17 protein-coding genes are annotated in these 24,457 nt (G+C 33.7%); 8 read left to right on the top strand and 9 right to left on the bottom strand.

Translation table 11 applies throughout. The features are described from left to right. Positions 1 to 30 precede the first annotated feature (30 nt). The 3 genes from H1X92_RS05150 to cpxR all read right to left on the bottom strand — a co-directional run bounded on the left by H1X92_RS05150 (position 31) and on the right by cpxR (position 4,181). The gene (locus tag H1X92_RS05150) at positions 31 to 933 is read right to left on the bottom strand and encodes a glycosyltransferase family 2 protein (RefSeq protein ID WP_180559148.1); all 903 of its coding nucleotides are present in this window, start codon (positions 931 to 933) and stop codon (positions 31 to 33) included. A 1,185-nt stretch (positions 934 to 2,118) separates the two neighbouring features. After that, positions 2,119 to 3,489, bottom strand: a complete 1,371-nt coding sequence (gene cpxA / locus H1X92_RS05145) for an envelope stress sensor histidine kinase CpxA (protein ID WP_180559147.1) — start codon at positions 3,487 to 3,489, stop codon at positions 2,119 to 2,121. Continuing rightward, on the bottom strand, positions 3,486 to 4,181 hold the full coding sequence (gene cpxR / locus H1X92_RS05140) for an envelope stress response regulator transcription factor CpxR (protein WP_180559146.1): 696 nt from the start codon (positions 4,179 to 4,181) through the stop codon (positions 3,486 to 3,488). Before cpxR ends, cpxA begins: the two co-directional genes overlap by 4 nt. Positions 4,182 to 4,335: 154 nt before the next feature. Between cpxR and H1X92_RS05135 the strand changes: the two genes are divergently transcribed. From H1X92_RS05135 to H1X92_RS05110, 6 genes are all read left to right on the top strand, one after another. Beyond that, a complete protein-coding gene (locus tag H1X92_RS05135; RefSeq protein ID WP_180559145.1) occupies positions 4,336 to 4,848 on the top strand; it encodes a Spy/CpxP family protein refolding chaperone in 513 nt (170 codons plus the stop codon). Between the two features lie 716 nt (positions 4,849 to 5,564). Continuing rightward, positions 5,565 to 6,263, top strand: a complete 699-nt coding sequence (locus H1X92_RS05130) for a response regulator transcription factor (RefSeq protein ID WP_180559144.1) — start codon at positions 5,565 to 5,567, stop codon at positions 6,261 to 6,263. Then, the gene (locus H1X92_RS05125) at positions 6,250 to 8,562 is read left to right on the top strand and encodes a response regulator (RefSeq protein WP_180559143.1); all 2,313 of its coding nucleotides are present in this window, start codon (positions 6,250 to 6,252) and stop codon (positions 8,560 to 8,562) included. Before H1X92_RS05130 ends, H1X92_RS05125 begins: the two co-directional genes overlap by 14 nt. 300 nt (positions 8,563 to 8,862) lie before the next feature. Continuing rightward, positions 8,863 to 9,603 (top strand): outer membrane protein, encoded by a 741-nt coding sequence (locus tag H1X92_RS05120; protein ID WP_180559142.1) that lies wholly within the window; start codon positions 8,863 to 8,865, stop codon positions 9,601 to 9,603. Between the two features lie 180 nt (positions 9,604 to 9,783). Further along, positions 9,784 to 10,056, top strand: a complete 273-nt coding sequence (locus tag H1X92_RS05115) for a helix-turn-helix domain-containing protein (protein ID WP_180559141.1) — start codon at positions 9,784 to 9,786, stop codon at positions 10,054 to 10,056. A 499-nt stretch (positions 10,057 to 10,555) separates the two neighbouring features. Beyond that, on the top strand, positions 10,556 to 11,704 hold the full coding sequence (locus H1X92_RS05110) for a BamA/TamA family outer membrane protein (protein WP_180559140.1): 1,149 nt from the start codon (positions 10,556 to 10,558) through the stop codon (positions 11,702 to 11,704). A 592-nt stretch (positions 11,705 to 12,296) separates the two neighbouring features. Here the strand turns inward: H1X92_RS05110 and H1X92_RS05105 are convergent. Further along, entirely contained in the window at positions 12,297 to 13,406 is a 1,110-nt protein-coding gene (locus H1X92_RS05105; RefSeq protein ID WP_180559139.1) for an SGNH/GDSL hydrolase family protein, read from the bottom strand. Between the two features lie 493 nt (positions 13,407 to 13,899). Further along, positions 13,900 to 16,218: an MMPL family transporter gene (locus H1X92_RS05100; RefSeq protein ID WP_180559138.1), complete on the bottom strand. Its 2,319-nt coding sequence runs from the start codon at positions 16,216 to 16,218 to the stop codon at positions 13,900 to 13,902. Positions 16,219 to 17,193: 975 nt separating this feature from the next. On the opposite strand from H1X92_RS05100, the gene H1X92_RS05095 reads away from it, so the two are divergent. Continuing rightward, on the top strand, positions 17,194 to 18,177 hold the full coding sequence (locus tag H1X92_RS05095; protein WP_180559137.1) for a hypothetical protein: 984 nt from the start codon (positions 17,194 to 17,196) through the stop codon (positions 18,175 to 18,177). A gap of 219 nt (positions 18,178 to 18,396) precedes the next feature. On the opposite strand, the gene bla is transcribed toward H1X92_RS05095, so the two are convergent. The 4 genes from bla to H1X92_RS05075 all read right to left on the bottom strand — a co-directional run bounded on the left by bla (position 18,397) and on the right by H1X92_RS05075 (position 24,222). Further along, positions 18,397 to 19,290 (bottom strand): class A beta-lactamase, encoded by an 894-nt coding sequence (gene bla, locus H1X92_RS05090; protein WP_180559136.1) that lies wholly within the window; start codon positions 19,288 to 19,290, stop codon positions 18,397 to 18,399. A 391-nt stretch (positions 19,291 to 19,681) separates the two neighbouring features. After that, positions 19,682 to 20,395, bottom strand: a complete 714-nt coding sequence (locus tag H1X92_RS05085) for a 4'-phosphopantetheinyl transferase family protein (RefSeq protein WP_180559135.1) — start codon at positions 20,393 to 20,395, stop codon at positions 19,682 to 19,684. A gap of 332 nt (positions 20,396 to 20,727) precedes the next feature. Then, positions 20,728 to 22,863, bottom strand: a complete 2,136-nt coding sequence (locus H1X92_RS05080) for an SDR family NAD(P)-dependent oxidoreductase (RefSeq protein ID WP_180559134.1) — start codon at positions 22,861 to 22,863, stop codon at positions 20,728 to 20,730. Positions 22,864 to 22,995: 132 nt separating this feature from the next. Continuing rightward, complete coding sequence (locus tag H1X92_RS05075; RefSeq protein ID WP_180558336.1) at positions 22,996 to 24,222, bottom strand: RNA-guided endonuclease InsQ/TnpB family protein; 1,227 nt, start codon at positions 24,220 to 24,222, stop codon at positions 22,996 to 22,998. Positions 24,223 to 24,280: 58 nt separating this feature from the next. Between H1X92_RS05075 and H1X92_RS05070 the strand changes: the two genes are divergently transcribed. Further along, the coding region (locus H1X92_RS05070; RefSeq protein ID WP_180558337.1) for a transposase at positions 24,281 to 24,457 on the top strand (177 nt) is incomplete at its 3' end.

The raw sequence follows: 24,457 nt of genomic DNA, 5'->3' as shown, positions 1-24,457 counted from the left end.
AAGATTCCATTTAAAAATTAAACTATTATATTAGGGCTTAAATTTTTCATTGTTACTTAAATTAAATGAATCTTTATATGCATTATAAATAACTTTTAATTGCTTAAAGTTTCCTTTTAATAAACAATAAAAAACATAACCAAGAGACAATAAAATAATTTTTTTTCTCACAAAAAAATTTTCACCATACTTTGTATGTAAATAAAATAAATTACGAAGCATAAAATAACCTTTCCAAGAAGTTAAATCATTTTTTTGGTTATTAATTAATAATCTTATTGCTCTTGCATTAGGGTTGCAAATTATAAAAATATTGTTCTTTCTAGCTCTAATAGCATATTCAATATCATCGCAAAAAATAAAGAAACGAGGTTCTGGTAAACCAACTTTTTCAATAGCAGCTTTAGAAATAAGAGGTCCTTCAAAAGAAATAGCCTCAATTTTTATAGGATGTCTTAATATTCCATTTTTCTTTATATATTCTTTTACACTAATCCCTTTGGGGTTAATCTTAAAAAAGGAACGTAAATCATAAGTTAATGGAGATAATTCTGCACATGTTCCGTCTAAATTATAACGTATTGGTTGTACAATCCCTGTAGGTTTATCAATTAACATATTCTCTAAGCAATTTATATCTGGCAAAAAATCATCATCCATCAACCAAAGATAATCATAATTATACTTAGAGGATATTTTGAATCCCTCATAAAAACCACCGGCTCCACCTAAATTACAACCCGTATTGTAGTATACAATTTTTTCAGGAAGTAATAATTCACTTAACATTTCGTTAGTACCATCTGAACTATTATTATCTATTATAATTATTTTATGTAGTTCATAACTTTGTTCTAATAATCTATTGATAACTTTATTTAACAAAGATTTTCTATTATAAGTTACAACAATTGCAATTACTTTTTTATCCACCGCTTATCTCTCTTTAAAAATATAAAATTCATTTACTAATGAACAAAAAAGAATTTAATTTAACATTTTGACATTTATTTAATAAATAATTATAGCTACCGCACTGAGTTGTTGGTTCCCAGAGCACCATCTTTAACCTTATCGATTATATATCCTTTTGAATGTCAATCCTTTTTTCATCAAAAAACTATCTGATTTTGCTATTTCCTAAGTCTTACAGAGTATGCTAAGTGGTCTTAGGCCTCAATCTACATTCTTACCGTTTACTTTATCACTTACTGACATGATAAACTTTGATTTACTCATCATTAAAAAATTATTTTTATCATTACTTATCTTTAGCAAAACCATTTTTGATAACAAGTTAACTGTCTTAAACTATCTTTGCACCCTAACATAAATTTAATGCTAAGAGATTTAATGGGGCATGTTAGATATGTGTTAAATGTTTACCACATTGAATTTACAAGCACTACCTCAAACCAGAGCTATCACGGTTTTTTTAACCAATCTAATTATCACTCTATGAATTTTCTGCTGTTTAACAATGAGCTATTTTTATTACCTAAATTATAAGCACTAGCACAAAGTTATAGGTAATTAAATTATTCAATATAATCAACTAGGTAACCATATAATTAAAAGCCACGGCATCTACTCTGCGTAGCTAACTGACTAAGGGCAGGATTTTAATTCATAACATGATCAAATGCCATTAATGCTAATATGATAAAATAGCTTACATTATGAAATATATTGAAACAAACAAGATAAAAAACATGAAAAAATCGCTTTAACAGAATAATATATTAAATTATTAAAAATAATATCATTTTTTTAAGCAACCATGATTTAACGCAAATCAAATAACAAATTAACAATAAAATCAATTTATTATAAAAAGTAATAAAACATAAAGAGAATAAGATAGTTGCTTTTATCTATCCAACAAAAAAATGAAATAGTGATTATATTTCAAGCTATTTTCTAACGTTTTTCTTCATTAAATTAATTTAATATACACTTTTATAAGCTAAAATATGGCTAACAGTCACGATAACAAGCCTGCCTTTCAGTAAAGAACTTCTCTTAACTCATTAATTATACTAATATATTTTTCAATTAATTACAAGCTCAATACTATTGAAAACATTATTAACTATTACAATTTTTCACTTAAAACAGTTAACGCCCATGCAATGGTAACCAAAGCCTTAATCGCAACCCACCTAATGGGCTATCGGAGGCTTTTACCCAGCCTTTATGGTGAAAAACCGCTGTTTCAACAATAGCTAGCCCTAAACCAGTCCCGCCAGATTGCCTATCTCGCGCTTCATCAGTTCGATAGAATGGACGAAAGATTTTTTCTCCATCTTCTTTTGACACTCCGGGACCATCATCATCTACCGTGATCAAAATACCTTGATTTTCTTCTTTAAATGCAACTTCAATACGGTTATGGGAATAACGTAAGGCATTACGGACAATATTTTCTAATGCGCTGCCCAAGGCAGGAGGATTACAATAAATCGTCCAAGCACCAGGCGGAGCCGTAACATTCAGTGTTTTGTTCATTTGTTCGGCTTCAAAAGTGGCATTATCCAAAATATCATTCCAAAGATCGGTAACTTTTATATTTTGCCTCAATATTTCATTCTTATGTTGACTATGTGACAGTACCAACAAATCATTAATCATACCATCAAGACGCAAGGTTTCAGTTTCAATCCGTTCTAATTCTTTACTCTCACCATGCCGGCGACGTAGTAATGCCGTCGCTAATTGTAGACGTGTTAATGGGGTGCGTAACTCATGGGAAATATCAGAAATCATACGCTGTTGCGCGCTGACCATTCCCTCTAACGCACTAATCATCTGATTAAAACTGTTTCCTACCGCCAAAAATTCCTGGGGCCCAGATTCCAATTCAGGATGTTGACGCAAATTACCATTAGCAACATCATCTGCTGCCATTTTTAATTTTCTGGCCGGTTTTGCCAAACTCCACGCTAACCATAACAACAAGGGAGCACTAATTAACATCGTGGCAACCAGTAACAAAAAAGGTCTATCAAAAAGTAAACTTATAAAATCAGACTGTGGACTACTAGCAGGTCGAACCAAATAAAGTTGATAATGATCTTCCCCATCGCGAATTGAAAATGGCCCTAACATCTCGATTCGACCATATTTTTTCTTTTTCGGATGATCTGCATTATCTGATTGCCCAATAAAATTACGAATTACCTGCATTTCATTGGGCATAGCGCCAATAACCCGTCCTTCACTGGTCACCATAATAAGATGCTGACCTGGAGGAGCCCACTTTTGAATGGCATTAGAGAGCCGGCGCCACCACATAAGATCATTAATCGGGTCGCCAGCTAACTCAGCTTCTATGTGCTGTTCTAACATAATACCTTGACGATATTCGCTCTCCAGCAGCGGTGTGATTTGCCTTGAATCAAGCTTGGGTACCATCAACACCAACATCAATACTAAAGCCAGCGTAAACCAAAAAATGGCAAATATTCTGGCTGTCAAACTATTTATCATGTCGCTGAAACCATCAAATATCCTCGTCCACGTAAAGTTTTAAACCAAGGCAAACCATCGGTTCTTTCGGGTAATTTACGCCGCAAATTTGAAATATGCATATCAATAGCACGATCGAATGGTGTTAAACGTTTACCTAAAACCTCTTGGCTAAGATGTTCACGGGAAACAACCTGACCAAGATGTTGTGCTAATAAGTAAAGTAAAGTGAACTCTGTTCCAGTAAGATCAAGGACCTTTCCATTAAAACTCGCTTCTTGCCGTCCTGGATTTAACTGTAAACCATCTACCTGACAGATTGACGAATTAAGATTATCCTGACTTTGCTCACTCCAATTTGAACGCCTTAATAAGGCTCGTATACGTGCAACTAATTCACGATCATTAAATGGTTTAGGTAAATAGTCATCTGCTCCTAATTCTAAACCAAGAACACGATCCAAATCACTGCCGCGAGCGGTTAACATAATCACTGGAATTTGATATTGTCGACGTATCTCTTTTAATGTATCGATACCATTTTTCTGGGGCATCATGATATCAAGTAACAGTAGATCAATTGTTGAATCGAGAAGCGTTAATGCTTGTTCGCCATCATAGGCGATAATCACACTAAAGCCCTCCATTTCAAGTAATTCTTTTAACAGCGAAGTCAGTTCGCGGTCATCATCAACAAGTAAGATTTTATGCATTAGTCATATCCTCCAAGAGCAAAATACGACAAGAATCGCCGCGATGCCATGACTTTACGTTCTTTTACACGCTCTGACGCTAGTTTTCAACCACACGGATATAGTTAGTATAATATTAACATTTTTATCCAAAGAGGGCGGGAGTAAATTATTAATGCGTCACTGGGCAATGATAACTTTTACATCATCGCTATTTATTGTTGGCTCAACATCGGCTTTAGCCGAAGCAGCAGATGTTAGTTTAGCAACAACAAAATCTGCCGAACAAATACAGGCTGTAAAACATGATAATCCTATTTCTAAGCGGAACATAACAAGAGATAGGCTATGTAATCCCTATGATATATTTGTCCCTTTAATAAAAGGTATTACTTTAAGCGAAAGACAACGCCAGCAAATGCGTGACCTGATGGCTTCACAGCGGCAACAAAGCTTTAAAAAGAAAGTTTCACGACAAGAACGAGAAACTTTACATGATTTGATGACAGCAGATATTTTTGATGAAGTCGCTTTTCGTGCAACAGCAGAAAAACTGTCACAAGAAATTGTTGAACAACAAATTGAGATGGCACGCATTTATCACCAATTTTATAAATTATTAACTCACGATCAAAAAATGATACTGGAGAAACAACATCAAAAACAGCTATCGCGATCAAAGTATTGAATATTTCGTAACAAACTTAGCAATAAGTAGCAAGTAATCATTGAAGTTTTTCCTTGCCATAGACACCATCCCTGTCTTTGTTGCCCTCTATTATAGAGGGCTTTTTTCTATGTTAAATGAGGATTAATTATTAAATAAAATAGTTAAAACACTATAACTATCTAAAAAATAAAGTGAAGTTATAATAATCTAACAAAATAACTTTCTATTTCTTACCTAAAATAATTAATACACAACCAGGTATTGTATTTTGACATAATAGTTTTTTATTGTTATATAACTTAAAAATATGTTCTATAACACTAAATCATTTACTTCGTATAAAATAGATTTAACGATTCTTAATTTCTTCAAGTTCCTAAATAAATTCTACTTCTATAGCAATATGTTTAATCAATATCCAGCTAAAAATTTGACAACAAAGAAAATATTTAAATTTATATTGCTATAAAGATAAATCACAGACTAAATTAGAAACATCTTGATTATTTTTTAAGTCTCAACATAATGAAATTTCTTATTAACGTGGGATTCATTTTCTGACGTCAAGAATTATCTATTTAACAAATTCCTTGAAATATTTTAAAAAAATTTTATTAAATTGTTTATAATCGTTATTTTTCTATTATAATTAAAAAATAAATTGCCAAATATTTAGCAATAAAAAATGGTAATCTCAAAATTATTGCCAACTTCAGCTATTGTAAAGGATGTGTATGAAAAAAATAGAGGTAGTTGTACTAGATGATCATTCTATAATTTTATCTGGAATAGAAAAAGAACTAGAATCAACTCATGTCTCAGTATCAAATAGTTACACAAACTCTCATGACTTAAAAAAATATTTAGCTGCCAATACACCTGATATAATAATCATGGATTATGCATTATCACCTGAAGATTTAGATGGACTTACCCTGATAAAGGATCTTCATAAAAGATATAACAAATTAAAAATATTAGTTATATCTGCCTATTCAGATCTTGCCATAACAGGACAAATTTTCAGATGTGGAGCAAAAGGTTTTATAAGTAAAAAAAATGCTAAAAAGCAACAGCTAATAAATGCAATAGATGCGATAGATGCGATAGATGCGATATATAAAGGAAAATATTATTTTAATCAGGTATTTGACAGTTTAAAAAAACTTGAGTTTCACTATGAAAGTATCACTGATAATTCATCAAACTCTATATTATCAAATGTCTCCGTTGCTGATTTATCTAAAAAAGAGTTAGAAGTAATTCGCTGTTTTCTCGATGGTTTAACTGTTTCAATGATTGCCCAAAAATATAATCGCAGTATAAAAACAATAAGTGGACAAAAACAAACCGCACTTAGAAAATTAGGTTTAACTGCCGATCATCAATTATTTATTATAAAAGACGAAATATTGAAAAATGAAAAAATTTAAATTAATTAGCCTAATTTTTAATTTAATTTTACCGACTACTACTTTAGCGACAGAATTTAATCAAATTGAACGGGATTGGTTAAAGCATAACCCTGTCATTTATTATACTATCATTCCTAATAATCGAATAGAGTATATTCATAATAATGTTCATCATGGCATATCTCGCGAATATTTAAATGAAATAGAAAAAAAAACCGGATTAAAATTTATCTATCGTGATCAAAAAGAAAAAAATATAAAAATTATTGCTAATTTTATTAGTAAAACGTCTCATGATAAAAAATGGTTACAAAGCTATCCCTATATCTTCACCTCAGCAGTAATCGTCACAAGACCAGATGCACCATCTATGTTTACACCTCACCAACTAGATGGGAAGAAAGTTGTGGTAAAAAGAAATAGTCCTTATGAGGCTTTTCTAAAGGAACACTATCCCCAAATAATATTAATTCCAGAAGAAGATGCAATTTCAAGCTTAAATCAGCTGTGTGATACCTGTGATGCATATGCCGTTATAGGTCCAAATCTTATATTTTGGCCTTTGGTTCATAAATATTATGCCAATCATTTAAATTTTTCTGGTGTAATTCCTGAATTAAACACCAATATCACTATGGCTATTTCATCTGATATGCCCATATTAAAATCTATTATTGATAAATCGCTAAATAGTATCTCTGCAAAACGAAGTGATGAAATATATAAAAAATGGATTGATGAATTAGATATCACAGCACCACCATTTAATATGATATTAAAATATTATTATCTTGAAATAATTACCGCTATTTTAATATTTTTATTCCTATTAACACTACTTTTTTATATTAGAAAAGCGCAAATATCTGCTCAAAATAATGAATTATCAAAATCACTCTTTATTTCTATGATGAGTCATGAAATTCGTACACCATTAAATGCAATTATAGCATCACTAGAAATATTAAAAATCAAATTAAAAAATAAGGATCTGGAGAGATTTACAACTATTTCGATAAATTCATCCTTAGCTTTGCTCTCATTTCTTAATAATGTATTAGATGCTTCTAAATTGGAAGCAAAAGAACTAAAATTAAGAAACAAAGCGATTGATATCAATCAATTACTTATAGAAATAAAAAATGAATTCACTCCTTTATCTGAGTCTAAAAAAATAGCTTTAATTTACAAATCATTTATTCCGGAAAAAACATATATTAATATTGATTGTGATAAATTACGTCAAATATTACGAAACATCATATCCAATGCAATAAAATTTACAGAACAAGGCTACATTTTATATACCGCTAAATATAAAAAAAATAAATTATTTTTATTAATAAAAGACTCTGGCATAGGAATTGATGACAAAAAACAAAAAAAGCTCTTTCAACCATGGTTTCAAGTTACAAATAAAGAATTAAATTATAATCAAACGTGTAGTGGTCTTGGATTATTCATCTGTAAACAATTTTCTAAGATTATGAAGGCTGATTTTTCAATTAAAAGTATAAAAAATATCGGTACAGAAATAAAAATTGCTATTCCAGCTGATAAATCTAATGAAATAATAAACATCAATAAAGACGAAGAAATAAATATAAAAAAAATCAGTCCATTAAATAGATTATCGATTCTTATTGTTGATGATAACATATATAATATTGATGTTATTACGAAGCAATTAGATATTTTAAAATGTGATTGGGAGTATGTATTAAATGGTAATGATGCAATAGAAAAATTCAAACAAGAAAATTATTATGATTTAGTACTATTAGATAGTTTTCTGCCTGACATGACCGGATATGAAGTATGTAATACAATAAGAAATCTAGAAAAAATACAAAATCGGGTTACTACACCAATAATTTCCATCTCTGCGAATACCAGCAATCAACATATTGAACAATTCATTAATCATGGTGGCAATGATATTTTATCAAAACCGATAACTTTAAAAGACTTAGCCACATGTTTAACTAAATGGAGTTATTTAAATTCTAATATAGAAGATCTATCTGAAAATATTAATACTAATAATAATGATGAACTATTTTATAAAATATTAACCCTAGATTTTAAAAACTTAAGTTTAGCTAGCACTATGAATGATACGAATAATATCAACTACTATTTACATAGAATGAAAGGAGCAGCTCTACAAAATAATAGTCATGCCATAGCGAATTTAATAACTTCAATTGAAAATTTAATTAAAAAAGATAGCATTGATATAAAAAACAATGCGCTTATAAAAGTCTTACTGTTTCAATTAGAAGCTTTAACTCATAAAAAAAATGATTTTAATTAATCATGATTAGCTCTGGCTAAAACGACATATTTCATTTTTCTACTCTCTTATTTTTGAGAGTACTCTTGTTTAAATCCCATCAAGTTAACTTTATATTACCGTTAAGTAATTTTTATGTGACAAAAAATTACTCAACATAATAAAGAAATATAAGCCATATAATAATAGTTAATTAGAGCACACTCCATTATTGCTGAATTGCTGATTACTACTTATAGGCTTTATTCTGATTAATTTAGAAAGGTTAGTCAGTTGATTATTAATATATTTTGATATCAATTAAACCGGAGAAATTATTGTATGAAAAAGTGTCTTGTCTTATTTTTAATAGCGGGATTGCCTGCCACCATGGCAAATGCAGCAGACCAAACAGGATTGTATATTACCGGTAAAATCGGTGGCTCTGTTGTACAATCGACAAAATCTGCGGGTTCAATTTCTGCTGCAATAAATAGTAATAACATCTTTGATGAAAGTGGAAAATTAGATGATATTCCTTCTGGTGCCTTAGGAGGCGGAATTGCTTTAGGTTATAACTTTAAGCCTATGTTTCAATTGCCGGTCAGAGTGGAATTAGATTTTACTGCCAGAAGTAATCTGAAAAAAAATGGTTCAACTGGTGAAGAAATTGCAAATCAGCCCTTAGATATAGAAATGAAAGATAAAATTCAAATCAATACTTTAATGGTAAATGCAATTTATGATTTAGAGAATAGTAGCCAATTTACACCTTATGTCTTAGCTGGGGTGGGTGTTGCGCAAAATAATCGAACTGCGAATATTAGCGCTGATTATCGAAACAATAACACTAAATTATTGTCGGGTAAAAAAGTCAATTATAATTTTGCCTGGAGTATTGGTGCGGGTGTAAAATATGATATTAATAGTAATCTGGCTTTAGATCTTAGCTACCGTTATATCAATGCCGGAAAAACCAAAACCAATGGCGTAACAAATCTAGGTCCAATAAATATAAAAGGCAATTTGGAGTCCAGATTACATAGCCATGACATTATGTTAGGAATGACATATCTATTCTAATTGGATTTAATTTTTTAATTAGTGATTTTTTAATCTGAATTAATATATAATATTTTTTGCCAATTTTTATCTGGAAATCAGATAATTTATTTTCTGATTTCCAAATATTTTTTTATAATTGTTTTTTTCTTATGTGATTAATTATCATTAAAACAAACTCTATATTAATTGGAGCACTTCATGAAAAGACGCCAAGAGATAGCTTATTCATTAGGTAGAAAGATTAAAAAAATCAGAAAATATAATGGAATGACCGTAAAGGAATTATCAGTTAATCTTGGTATATCACAACAACAATTATCACGCTACGAAAATGGTATTAGCCTGATTACTATTGATAAAATCTATATTTTTTGCGATATATTTGATATAACCATTAGTCAATTCTTAGATTCCTGTAACGAACAAAAAAGTATAAGTCACCATCACTTTTTAAGCCCTTTCATTAATTAACAATAAAAAATTATAAACATTCATTTAGTTATAATGATAAATAAATCGAAAAGTCTTTTTTAATTTTGTAACATTTATGCTAATTAAATACTGACAAATAAAATTAAAAAAAATTATTTATAACACAATAATAAAGCCTCACTATTAATTGAAAATTAATTTTTCCCTACAACAATAAATTTATTAATCAATAATGTTATCAGTTATTTTTAATTAAATATATAAAATAACATGCCATTGTTAAATTTGAATATTTGATAATCTGATAAAATCCCTATATCATCATCATTATGTTTTTGAACTTTAGTGGCACAATATAAAAACACTACATAAAAAGCTCAAAAAGCAAAAATAAAATCAAAGATAATTTAGTAAAATAAATCAAATTACAACTACTAGTGTAAGACTCAAACCAACATTTAATTGTAATAATATTTATAAAATCGGCTGCAATAATAGCCGTAATGACTTTATTTTCCAGGGGAGCTGTGTTTTTTTAATGAATTTTTATCGTAACATCATAAGATTAATTTTAATCAATGTACTTATTGTGTCGACGACTGCCAACGCCAACATTTTTCCCGAACGACAAAATATAGATAATCAGCTCGAAAAGTTGGGTGGAGCAAACCGTTTTGATGACACTAAAACTATCGATTGGGGATTATTGCCTGGCCCGTTTTATACACCAGAAATGAGTGCCGGCGTTGGTGTGGCATTAGTGGGGTTATATCGTATTGATAGAAATGATAAAATTAGTCAACCCTCATCATTGGGTGTAAGTGGATTTGCCTCAGCGACTGGCGCTTTCGGACTAAATTTTAATAATTATAATTTTTTATCTGCCGAACAATGCCGTTTATTTATTTCCGGTACTGTAAATAACATCCCCACTTACTATTGGGGAAAAGGTTATTCTGCCGGTAAAAATGACCACAACAAAGTGGAATATAAATCTCAAGAATTTGCTATCAGACCAAGAGTACTATATCGCATAATTGATAATACTTATATAGGATTAGGTTGGGATTTTTCATTACTTAATGCTAATGATTTAGATGAGAGTAGCAAAAATTATTTTGCCAATTCAGTCGGTGGTCGTTCTATACGTAGTTCTGCAATTAGTGCCCACTTCAATTATGATTCCCGTGATTTCTTACCTAACGCCCGACATGGTCAAGCTTTTGAAGTTATTTACAGCTATTTTTCTCCAGAACTGGCTAGCGACAATCGTTTTCAAAGCACACAGTTACAATATTCTGCCTATTACACACTATCAGAAAATAGCGTTTTAGCCGTTGATAATTATGCCCGTTTTACTTCAGGTTCAGTGCCTTGGGATCATCTCTCTTTATTAGGAAATGCAAATCAGATGAGAGGTTATTATGAAGGACGTTATCGTGATAATAATGTTTTTACTACCCAATTAGAGTATCGTCGAAAGTTAGATTGGCGCCATGGTATCGTTGGTTGGATTGGGGCAGGAACACTTAGTGATTCACCATCAAAATTAGGCTCTAATCATTGGTTACCCACTATTGGTATAGGCTATCGATTTGAATTTAAACCTAGAATGAATATTCGAATAGATTTTGGTATCGGTCGCAATAGCACTGGCTTTTATTTCCAAGTGGGTGAGGCATTCTGATTAGCAAAAAATTTGTTATTTATAGTAGCGATAAGATAACCTGTAAGTGAAAATGAAACCAATAATATTAATCGAATTAATTTCCAAATCTAGCGATTGCCAGATCAATCTGAACTAACATAATAACCAATTTTTAAGTTAATCATTGGATCCCTCAATAGAATTGTTTAAAATTTAAGAAAATATTTTTTCCCACTATGATCTGAACCCTATTTTATGATACAAATTTTATTCTCTATGCCGACAGCAAAGATCTTTATTTTCTTTTCTGCCGACAATATTTTTTACCAATTATTTTTTAATACTATCTTACATTTGCTGTAAGCATTATTAAAATCCATAGTAAGGCAACACAATAGATGGAGCAATAAATTCGATCGACAAAAAAATAAAATTTCACCAAAAGAAAAATGTTGTATAACTCACTATATAAGGAGTATCTATTCTATCTTTTAATAAAATAGATGTTTATAATTAATACTAAATTGAAAATCATATAAATATATTAATTGTTAACATAAAATAGACTAAATTTATTATTTTCTATTATTAAAAATTTAATGGCATAAACAAGGCTGAAAACTTCTATCATCTAATTAAGAATTTTTTCATAAATTAATTTTCCCACCTCTTCATATCCTAAATTATTAAAATGAAGGTGATCAACATAAATATTATCGTGAAGTTTAGGCGACAAACTCATTAAAATATTCATATCATAATAAGGTATGTTTTCTTTTTGACAACCCGCTTCCAGCTGTGAAGAATACTTTTTATGTAAGTCCAAGGAACATAAATGATCAAATAATTGCCAAAATTTGTTTGCACAAGCATTTATTGCGTAAAACATCTCCTCTTCATCTTTATGAAACTGATCTTTACTCCATCGAGATAGTGGCTGCAGGATATAATACACTTTAGCATCATGCTTTTTGGCTAACTGTTTTATCTGAACGGCTGATTGAACAGTCATTTTAACTGCTCGATTGATACGTTCCTTAATATCTACGTAGGTATCAGTATATACCTTTTCCATTGGGTTTTGAGCAAGATCATCAAGCCAATTATTTAATCTTTCAGCAAGCTTTGGAATAAACTTTTTTACAGCACTATTACTGCATGATGCATTAGAATTTATTCTATAGGTTAAATCTTCATTATATTTATTCATATAATGAACCAGTTCGTAAGAATAATAATATTTACCATATTCTGAGGTAAAATCGTCGGAAAGCCCCTCAAAGGTTAGTGTGCTAACACCACTTAAGATAATAATATTTTTTATCTTTTTAAACCGATGCTGATTCAGCATAAAAAGAATTGCTTCCTGCACACAATTGTATCCACTACCACCAAAATTAAGCCATATTTCTCCAGTTAACTTAGAAAGTATAGAAGAAATTGTATATGCATCCGAAGTAGCTCCGGTTCCCATTGCAGTCGAACCACCAATAACAATGTTAACTGATTCATCGGTTGGAAAATTAGTTGGCGAAACCCAGCCCGAAAATGATTTACTCATTCGGAAGCCCATTTCATAGGTATTAATCACGGCTGATCGATAATTCTTATGGTGAAAAAACATAGTGTAAGGAAGCCAGCGAATACTTAAATACATAAATTCATCATATTCACGCAGTTGCGGTGTAAGTTCATAACATCTTTTCACAGCTTCCTGATGGGTCATTTGTTTATATTTCATTATTTACCCCCTAAAATTTTATGAAAATATGTAATTTAATATTTTCTAACAATCAATTATCTCACACTAAATAATTTTTAGAACTTTCACCCTATAACCTACAAATGCAATATTTAATTTCATTCTTGAAATAAATATATTAATGCCTACTTCATGGCTGCTAATAAAAATAAATATAATAAAAACTTATACGTTCTAAGTAACACGTAATCTTTATCTCTTATTTACACCGCGAAGTATCAATACTATAAAAACATTTTCCAGCGGGATAAAATGAATTTAATTCCTGAAACGATGAAATTATCAATGCGGCATTCGAATCTACTTAGCAAAAAGATTTATGTCAACAAAAATTTAACATTATTACAGTTTTAGCTAATGATGAATTAGGTTAAGGTTATAAAGCTTTTGGCGTCAACAGTCTTTTAATACTACTAATTATTAAATGTAACCATATGATAAAAAACAATTTAATATTCAAATAAATCAGATACTAAATTTTATAGTAATTTTTTTCTTTACATTTAAACATCACCATTGGTGATAACAAATAAGCAACAAAAATCCCACTACATAAAACAATACCAAAACTACTAATTGTTAAGCTATTACTAAAAATTAGTACACTTAAAGTCAAAAGTGTTGTCATCATAGCTAGAGTAATCGAAAATAAAGCGCAAAGTGGTTCATTATTAGCATTAGTCAGAAAAAATGTATAGTTAACACCAATGCCCAGTACTAAAACTAATGCTAATAGTGAAAAAATATTTAGGCAATGTCCAGTAAATGCAAGCATAGCAAGGCTACTGACTAATGATAATACTGAGGGTAATAAACTAATTACCCCATGACATAGACCCAATTTAGCTATCATACAGGCAGCTATCACGCCAAGTGCCGCAAATAGCAATCCCGCAATAATCATTCGATATAGGATAAATATTTCATTAAATACCGCTTTGCTATCTATCCATTCGACCCCTGGAAGCGCTTCAGCCAAGGCTGAAAGCGCTGCACTATTGTTGACCCCATCTACCGGAATTAAAATACCATTTCTACCATCCGGCAAAGTTGTCCATATCAAACGCCAACTTTCATTAACGGAATTTTCAGTATATTGCTCAATTTGACTTAACATTAAAGTCATCTTTAATTTATCTAAAACATTACCTGTATAATGATTGGCTTGGTCTTCTTTCAACATTAGATTGCCAATAAAGGCTGTATCGCGATATTGATTTTGTTCTGAGTCAAAAGGAATAAGATGATAATTCGTCAACCAACCACGTTTTTTCGCTATATTGAGTTTCATAATAGAAGCTTTAAGCCGCTTGAATGTTTCTTTAGAATTATCACCATAAATCATAAACCATTTTTGATCACTCTTGTTACTGGTTAAACTTATGATTGTTTCCTGAGATAAAATCACTGAAGGCAACACCTGAAGCGAAGAGACATCATTATTATTTTTAAACATTACCAATCCACCTAATGACACTACACCAACAAAAAGTGGTAATCCAATACGTAGCATTTTGTATCGTTGCCAAACTCTAAACCAAAGCAAAATGAAAGTTTTAGCAGGTACTGCCCGTACAGGTATGCCACGACATAACCATGGAAACCACAAAACAACCGTTAAATATGAGCCAATAAAGCTTATCGCAGCGAAAAATATCATTTGGCAGATTTCAGGAAAAGGCGTAAACATCATAATAATATAAGCAGTTACAGTAGTAATAAGTACTAATAATAACGTCGCTTGTATTTTTCTAAGACTTTGCCAAGGATTTGCTTCATGGCCATAAACCATACGTTCTGTAAGATAGTAAAGAGAATAGTCTACCGATAGTCCTATGATGCTTATATTCATTACTAACGTAATTAAATATAATTCACCAAAAACGTATAACGTAGTAACAGTAGCAACTAACGCACCAATACCAATCGATAAAAAACAGAGTAATAATGCAAGAAGTGAACGAAAAACAATCAATATCAGTGAGCCCATTCCCAATATGGCAATAATGCCAAAGATCAAAATATCTTGTTTTATCTGCTGGCTTTTATAATCACTATATAGAAAAGTACCACGTGATAAAATTTGTGCCTGCGGATAATCAATCGTAAATTGCTTCGCTCTGGTTTCTAAATTCGTAACTAGCTGATCGATGCTATGCATATTAAAAGAAGAATTTACCAGCTCTCCATAAATCAGATACCAATATTGCCCTTGATAATCTTGTATTATAATCCAACCATTTTGTATACATAACTGACTGGTATTTTGTGCTAACTTTTGCCACGTATCAGGCATTTGTATTAGAGGATCAATAGTAGAATTTTTGTAATGATCAACTAAAACGTCATAAATTTGAGAAAATATCCACTGAGCATGAGCATTATTATGATTTTGTAATACTGGCTTCGCTGGCAGTTGATCATCTTCACTGCAATGAGTAAGAATCCTTGCTTCTAGTTGTTTCTGTCGTTGCGTATCAATCGGGCCTTTAACATAATCAATACTGGGTTCTAAACGCAATAATGCTATCCAATGTTCTGCAACCGATGAATCTAGTTGCTTTCCCGGACTTATCAACCACAGTAATTGCCGTTCGAACGGCGGCTCAAAATCATTATCAAGCGAGGGAGATGGATGGTGTAAATTTTTTTGCGGTAACCAGGTTAAGATATCGTCACTAAATCGTACATTCGGTAACAATGCTAATAATGCTATTAATAGCAAACAAATAAAGAGCCAGATAACGGCACCCCAGTGCAAAAATTTAATCAGCAGAACGGGGGGCTTCATCGTTAATCAGTGTAAAAAGCATCTATTGATATTGCCCTACAGCAGAATTAATCTGATAATTTTGCTTATTATCTAAAAGAAAAGTATCGAGATAAAATAAATTTTTAAAATAATTAATCTGAATAACATTATTTAATAATTTATTTATCAAGAAAAAATATAATAGAAATTTAAGTTTAAATATGGCTAAACCAGTATTCATTACGATGAAAAAATAGTAAAAAACTTTCACAAAATCACTCCCTGACATTAAAATAAAAATGTTCTTGCTATGATTTCTTTAACGTTATTTTAATTTACATTGTAAATTTAGTTGCATCACTTGAATAAAAAATGAGTAACCATATAACAACACCATCCTATAGAAATAAGTAAAATTACCCTATCAAAAATCTATTAACAGTGTAAAGAAATATCCATCCCATAAATGAACAGTTGGTTATTTATGCTGAAAATAATTGTATTTTTAACATATAAAATAAAAAATATTATTCTCTATTTTTATAAAAAAATATTTTTTATAATAAATTAGCTAAAAAAAGGATTACTGTTAACTGACTAATAGTAAAAAAACTCGTATATCTTTTGTGATTGGAAAAAATTGTCGTTTATATTTATTAATTATATTAATCATTTAATAGCTATTAGAGTGTCCATTACAACAATTACATTGCAGCTATTTTACCTAATTAAAAAGATGACGATTATGTTTTATAAGGATCACAAGAATCAATCATAGACATTAATTATTTAATATAATTATAATCATGCTAAATACCACATAATAAATTTTCATAGTAATGTTTTAATTACTATTTGTTCAGTAATAATCATCATTGTCTTTGCTGTAATACTCATAAAAATATCATCCTTCCTGTCCATTAAACTAGGGCAGTTGCCACCCATTAAAAACATAGCGCATCACGTGTTGTTTGTGCTAGATTTTGACTTATAAGTAATGAATGTGTGGATATCATGTTTACTATCATCAAAAAAATAATCAGACAAAAAATCATTATCGTAGCGGTTAGCCTCATTATTGCAACGCCACTATCAACCTTTGCTAAAGAACCAAAAAACTTCATTTATACCAGTTCCGATGATTTCGAATCGGTATCAGCCATTTTAGAACGTAGCGACATTCATGGCGTACAGATTGTTTACAATTGGCGTTTGCTTGAACCCGAGAAGGACAAATATGACTTCTCAAAAATTGAAAAGGATCTGTCACGCCTTAAGAAAGCAAGAAAAAAATTATTTATCCAGATCCAAGATCGATTTTTCGAGCCAAACGCCCGATACGTCCCTGATTATCTGTTGAATGATCCAACCTATAACGGTGGACTATCACCACAGTTTGATAATCCAGGTGAGGGAAATATGGTAGGTTCTGGTTGGGTGGCACAGCAATGGGTTCCTGCCGTACGTCATCGTTATCAAGCGCTATTGGCTGCACTTGCTAAGCGTTTTGATGGCCAGATATATGGAGTGAACTTACCTGAAACTGCCATTGATTTAGATGAGAAAGCTCTACCTAAAGGATTTTCCTGTGATAATTACTTCGCCAGTGAAATAGAAAATCTCGCCTTTGCACGAAAGGTGTTTACCAAGTCACATGTAGTGCAATATGTTAATTTCTGGCCGTGCGAATGGAACAATGACAAAAATTATATGAGCCGATTATTCAAGTTCGCCAGTGCTCATAACATTGGCCTCGGAGGTCCAGATATTGTCCCCAACCGTAAGGCACAAATTAAAAACTCATACCCCTTCTTCAATCAATACAAAAATAAATTAACACTTGTTGCCATGGCAGTGCAGGAACCAACCTTAACCTATATAAATAAAAAGACGGGTAAGCCATTTAGCAAGGCCGAGTTTGTACAATTTGCTGAAGATTATCTCGGAGCCAATATTATTTTTTGGAGTACAAAATCACCTTGGCTGGCTGAAAAATAAGTAAAATTAACTGTAGAGTATAATTTTTTTAATCAACAAATAGTTCAGAAAAAATAGGTTTGAGCTGTATACCGTTCACAAATTAGTAAGTTGAAAAATGACTTTAAAAGGAAAAAGCACCAAACCAAATTTAGTCTGAAAAAAAGGATATGAACAACGGAAAACAATTTAATATGTGACAACTAAAATTCTTGTACCCGCAAGGCATTTTAAAAAATGTTACTGATCTTTCATATCCGTTAAGGAAAATATGGCTTTACCAATACGAGCAATAGCTTCATTACTTTGGGTTAGAGTTGCTTTTGTTTGTGTAATATAGATAGAAACGATTAACGGCTGACGGTTTTCTGGCCAAACCAGACTGATAATCGATCTGGAGCCATAATCTCCGGCACCTGTTTTATCAGCAATTTTCCACTTTGCTGGCAGAACGGAACGTAATAACGCATTCGCGACTTTGTCATCTTCCATCCACTGTCTTAATTGCTGACGCGATGAAGGCTGCAACACATCACCAAGAACCAATTTTTGTAATGTTTGGCTAATAGCCACTGGAGTTGTAGTATCACGCAGATCACCCGGTATAGCACTATTCAATTCTGGTTCAAAACGATCGAGCCGGGTAATAGAATCACCTATGCTACGTAAAAAACGGGTAAAACTAGCTGGGCCTCCTATTTTTTTCTCAATGAGATTAGCTGCCGTATTATCACTGTAACTAATTGCAGCATTGCATAATTGTTGCCAATTCATCGATAAAGGAGCGATAAATTTTTCAGTTACAGGAGAGTAAGCAACCAATTGCCCTTTCTGAAATTGAATACTTTCCGTCAATACTATTTTTCTATCATCCACCTGATTTAACAACATACCACATAGCAACGCTTTAAAAGTGCTGTTTAGAGGGAATCTTTCATTACCTCGATAACTTACAGTGATATTATCCGCTGTATCAATAACAGCAACACCAATACGAGAATTTAGTTTTTTTTCTTCTTGCTTAACAATGTTAGTCAACTGAGTGTCATTAATTATATAAGCATTTGCGTTACTACAGACAGCCGTAATAAACAAGACCAACCCAACAAATTTTATTCGATGTTTGAAAAACATAGTATTATCCTATCCTCGCAAATTATGTAAAAACCCAAACAAAAACTCACCATTGTTATTGATAACATATTACAAAGATTAATTAGTTGATATATTTATATTGAATAAAATTATTAACGCAGTTTTACATTCCACATTTATGATTATATTTACAGGCATTGTTACATTTAGGATGATAAATTTGCTATAGTCACTTTCAATCTACAATTACTTTACTGTTATTCAATTTAAAAATAATAAAGCCTCACCAAATAAATTTTGGTGATATTATTTTGATCGACTGCTGTTCTCGCTTAATTGGGTTCTTCTCTCCATTAGTACTGCCTAAAAAATTTCTTTTACTTACCCCTAGCTATAAGCGTGGTTATCTTGAGAGATAACCTAAGATATTTCAGGCAAAGAAAGTAATAACCTTATTGTCGCGCAAGATATAATAGCCCACTATCTGGCTACCTTTTGCACGATACTGAGTGAGCGATTGGGTCAATTCCAGTGTAATTCGTTGATATAAAACCTCTATTTTACAAACTCTGGCTGCTTCAAAACCAAAGAAATGTCTGACTTCAGGGTAAAGCGCTTTGAATAAACTTTCTTTAGCAGAAAATGTAATTAATAATGCAAGTTCATAATCAATACCACTATCCACCAGCAGTACTTGTTCATCCAAAGAAGAAAAAAGATTTGCTGTCTCTCTGATAGTTAACGAAGAGAATGTCTCGATATCGACGCCGGGTATTAGACCTGCTTCCTGCGACGTTACAAGCGCGATAGCATATCCGTCGGTATGGGAAAGGCTACCACACCATCCTGATGGCCAGGCTGGTGCGCGATCCCGCCCAATACCGGGTGTGTTATTACATCCTTCAGTTTGTAGCAGTATTTTAGCTGCATATCGTACTGCTACATATTCTGCTCGACGTTTAACCACCGCTGAATTTAGTGATTGAGGAAAAGGAATAGCAAAATAGGCAAATAATTCGTCCTGATAACAACGAATATCAAAATTGACCAAACAGTAACGCAAGCAAGGTAAATGGATAACCATCCCCACCTCAAAATAGCGAATAAAAGGTGGAGCAGAGCCAGTCGTGATTGAAGTGAGCATTTAACTATCGCTAATAACAAACAAAATAAAAATCTATAAAACAATTAATTACGCCATTATGAATACCCGCTTAAAAGTGAGCCATTTTTCATCTCCAGTAAAGGTTTAATGTGGCTCCACAGTTTTCTTCGGGTCAGCTTGCGTCATATTGTTTCCAATACACTTTTTTAACCTATAGCCTTTGTCTATACGATTTGTAAGGCTGCACCCAGTGCGCACTATTTGCCGCGCAGGTCAGAACCTTTTATATAACCAATCAATGTTGTCAGATTTGTTTTACACTTTTTCCTTCAACATTGATTGGTTTTGCAAGCAAGGCTAGCTCTCGGAAGTTAGGTTACCGCCTGCTCGATCGTAGGCGAATACTTAGTCACAACGCTATCACTGATGACATTGGCGATAATTCGATTTAGTTGACTGAATAGTTGTTTCCCGTTGTTGCTGTTCAAAATTGAGTAGTGGTTACCTTCAATGCAAATACACTCGGCGGTTTTAAGTTGTTGACGCCAGAATTGCATCGCCTGTTGGCTCTGACTTGCATAAATCAAATAGGTCATTACTCTTGGCGAATAACTCGGAATGAAACTACGCAGGCAAGTGAGGTTACGTCGGAAAGCTCGTAGCAGATTGCCAACATAATTTCGCGTAAAGGGTGACAGGTCTAATCCATCACTCTTTTCCCCCACCATCAAAAGTTTTACCTGTGGCAGAGTAATGTCATGCAATTTGTAATTCAGTTCCTTAGCAAACCCATGCAGTTGGGAGTCATCTGTTGGTGGCGTTTGCCACGCGTTGGCAGCAAGCGGATCTATCATGACTAAAACCGGTTTTTTGCTCTGGAGTTCCGACATAGCTATCATCTGATAAGCTAATAGCGCACCAAATGACCATCCCACAATAATTAGAGGACAGTTGTCTTTCAGCTGTGACAATACTTGGCGGCAATAAACTGCAGCTCGTTCAACCAGGGTGTCTTCTGCTAGTATCTGCCCAGCTAGCATAGGATCTTGGATCTGAATAACGCCGACCCGATTATCCAGCATCTTCAACATTTCCCGATAAGCTAACAGATCACCGCCAATTGGGTGAAGTAAAATGATCTGAGCCATTTCCTTCTTACTGATCTGCTGTGTTGGTTTGGCCGTATCCTCAGTAATAAAACGATAAAGTGCCTCAGGGGTATCAAGTTGCATAAATTCAGCAAGCGTAAATGGACGAGGCGATTTATTATTCAACTCATCCAGTAGTTCCAGCGCCTGAATGCTGTCACCACCCATACTCTCCCAGGAGGTATCATTGTTACTCTCTGTAAGGCCAAGATGACCCGCATACAATTTTTTAATCAATGGTAGTGAAAATTTATCAGCGGAATTAGAGCTGATGACCACCGATGGACGGGATGGTAGATGTTGTTGATAAAACCAGCGCGATTCGGTAAAACCCGTTGTGCATACTAACTGCTGGATCTGCGGTGAACTCACGGCTTGATAGAGCATTTCAGCCCCCTCACGACGAGTGATACCGCTACTCAAATGTAGCAGATTATCATGGCGACGCAGCCCAGCCGGAAGCTCCTGAACTGACATACCTCCATCCTGCCAGATATCCCAGTTGATCGTTCGGTATTGGCAATTTTGTTGGTTTGCGGCTTTAGCGGCGACCCACGCATCCAAATAGCCGTTAGCACAAGCATAACTGAGTTGCCCAACACCACCATGAATAGCTGACATAGAGGAGGAGCAGATAATCCAACGGGGCTCTAGTGTCTGGAGGATCTCCAGCGCTGCGCAGCTACGAATTTTTTCCTCAACCACAGAGAAATCTTCAACACACTGGTGACGGGCAATAAGCGCACCTGCTGGCACGCCAGCACAGTGTAAAATCCCCTGTATAGGGTTATAATGCGCTTGCAATAAGTTGGTTAGTGATTGCACCTCGGTTATGTTGGTGAGATCGCAACTGAGCGATTCGTATTCACACTGACCGGCTAACTGCAAAGCGACCGGATCTTTATTTACTCGGCGTGAAACAAGAACAAATTGGCTATGTGGTGCAATGGCGGCAATAGCCTGCACTAAAGCCTGACCGATGCCACCGCTGCCACCGAGTACAACATAAGTGCCTGATGGCAGCAGCATGGGTAACTGATGTAGTGGTTGCTCTGCCAGCGGTTGATAGCTGAGCTTTAACCATTGCTTCCTGCGCCACGCATGTACTATGCCATGCTGACTCAAACCATATCCGATAGCGACAGTAAGGCTATCAACTGAGCAATCAAAAAGTGCACAATGTATCTGTGGGTGTTCCTGAATAATAACATTCAGTGCACTGGTTAACATCGCCTGTTCCGGTAGAACAACTTCCCCTACTGCCGTACTTAATGCATTGACAGTGAGTCGATTCAATTCTAGCGTGCGATTCGGCAGGCACTGGCTAGCTGCCTGTATGACATGAGTTAGACTTAACAACAGCTCAACAGCGCTCTCGCCAACAGAAGAAACCCACAGAATTTGTACTTTTCCTGCGGTGTTTGCTGCCTGTTTTAATAGTTGACATCCTCCCCCACCTTCACACTTCGTGACTCAGGAGGGGGATTCCCGTTAGTCGGAGACTATCTGATCGCTCAGAAGCCTGGTTCCTGCTGCTGACGGCATTACTGCACCGTTCACTTCACAGGCTAACACGGCATGTCCTGCCGCTAAAATGTTACGAGCTCCGTTGATATCTGCGTTCTCTGTATACCCGCACTCAAGGCACTCGAATCTACTTTGTGATTGACGATTTTCTTTCGCTGTATGACCACAACATGCACACCGTTGACTTGTATATGCCGGAGGCACAGCTAATACCTGACCACCGCGCCATAGCTGCTTGTACTCAAGCTGACGGCGCATTTCATACCAACCCTGATCCAGTATCGAACGGTTAAGTCCTGATTTTGCCCTGACATTCCGTCCGTGCTGCTCTTGTGTACCTTTTGCCGATTTCGACATGTTACTGACCTTTAAGTCCTCAATGACGATCATCGCGTGGTTTTTGCTGATTTCACTGGTGACTTTGTGAAGGTAGTCTTTGCGGATATTGGTTATATGCGAGTGGAGACGTTGGATTTTTCGCTTCTGTTTTTTCCAGTTATTGCTGAATTTAACTTTACAGCTTAACTGACGCTGGAATTTCGCCAGCTTTTTTTGGTTGGTTTTAAAACTGTTTACAGGTTCAAACACTGTGCCGTCTGACAGCGTGGCGAGTCTGGTTACACCTGCATCCAAACCAATCATTGTTGCTGACGAATGAGGCTGAATGTCCATTTCCAGTTCGACCTGAAACGATATATACCAGTGTCCCGCATGTTGGCTAACGGTTGCGTTTTTAATCTTACCGTACAGCTTTTGCGACTGCCGGAACTTTACCCATACCAAACCTGACGGTAATCTCACTCTGCCATTATCGAGCTGACAATATTTATCAAAATTAACAAAACGAACTGAATCACGCCCGTCATTTTTCCTTTTAAATACAGGAGCTTTTGCTGCCAGTTTTTTATCAAAGCAGCGTTTCCATGCCCCGTGCAGATCTTTGAGTTTCTGCTGAAGATTATCCGTGTAGGCTTCTTGCAAAAAGGAATGTTCCGGCTTTTTTTTCCATTCTGTGAGCATCCGATTTAGTTCAAACGCTGACGGTAGTTTACCGCCGGATTCAATAATGCGTTGCGTCTCTGCTAGCCCGTAATTCCAGATAAAACGAGCGCATCCGCACAACTGCCGCAAACGTTGCGACTGTTTTTCGGTTGGTTCGAGTCTGAATTTGTAGGCTTTTAGAATTAGCATTATTACTCAGTGTGTAGTAAATTATCTCACTATCTTACCGTATATCCGGTTAATTTCAATGCAAAAATATAAAATCAACCGTTCAAGACATGCAGCGTTTCTTTTACATGTTCACCTTGTCTTTGTGACTAAGTACCGAAAGAAAGTACTCAGTGGCTTGCACTACAAAGCATTTCATCAGTATGCAGGTGAAGTGTGTCGCGACTTTGGGGCTGATTTAAAGGAAAGTAACGGA

This window comes from Arsenophonus endosymbiont of Apis mellifera, from assembly GCF_903968575.1.
Lineage (GTDB): Bacteria > Pseudomonadota > Gammaproteobacteria > Enterobacterales > Enterobacteriaceae > Arsenophonus > Arsenophonus apicola.
This window is presented reverse-complemented; position numbering and strand designations above follow the sequence as displayed.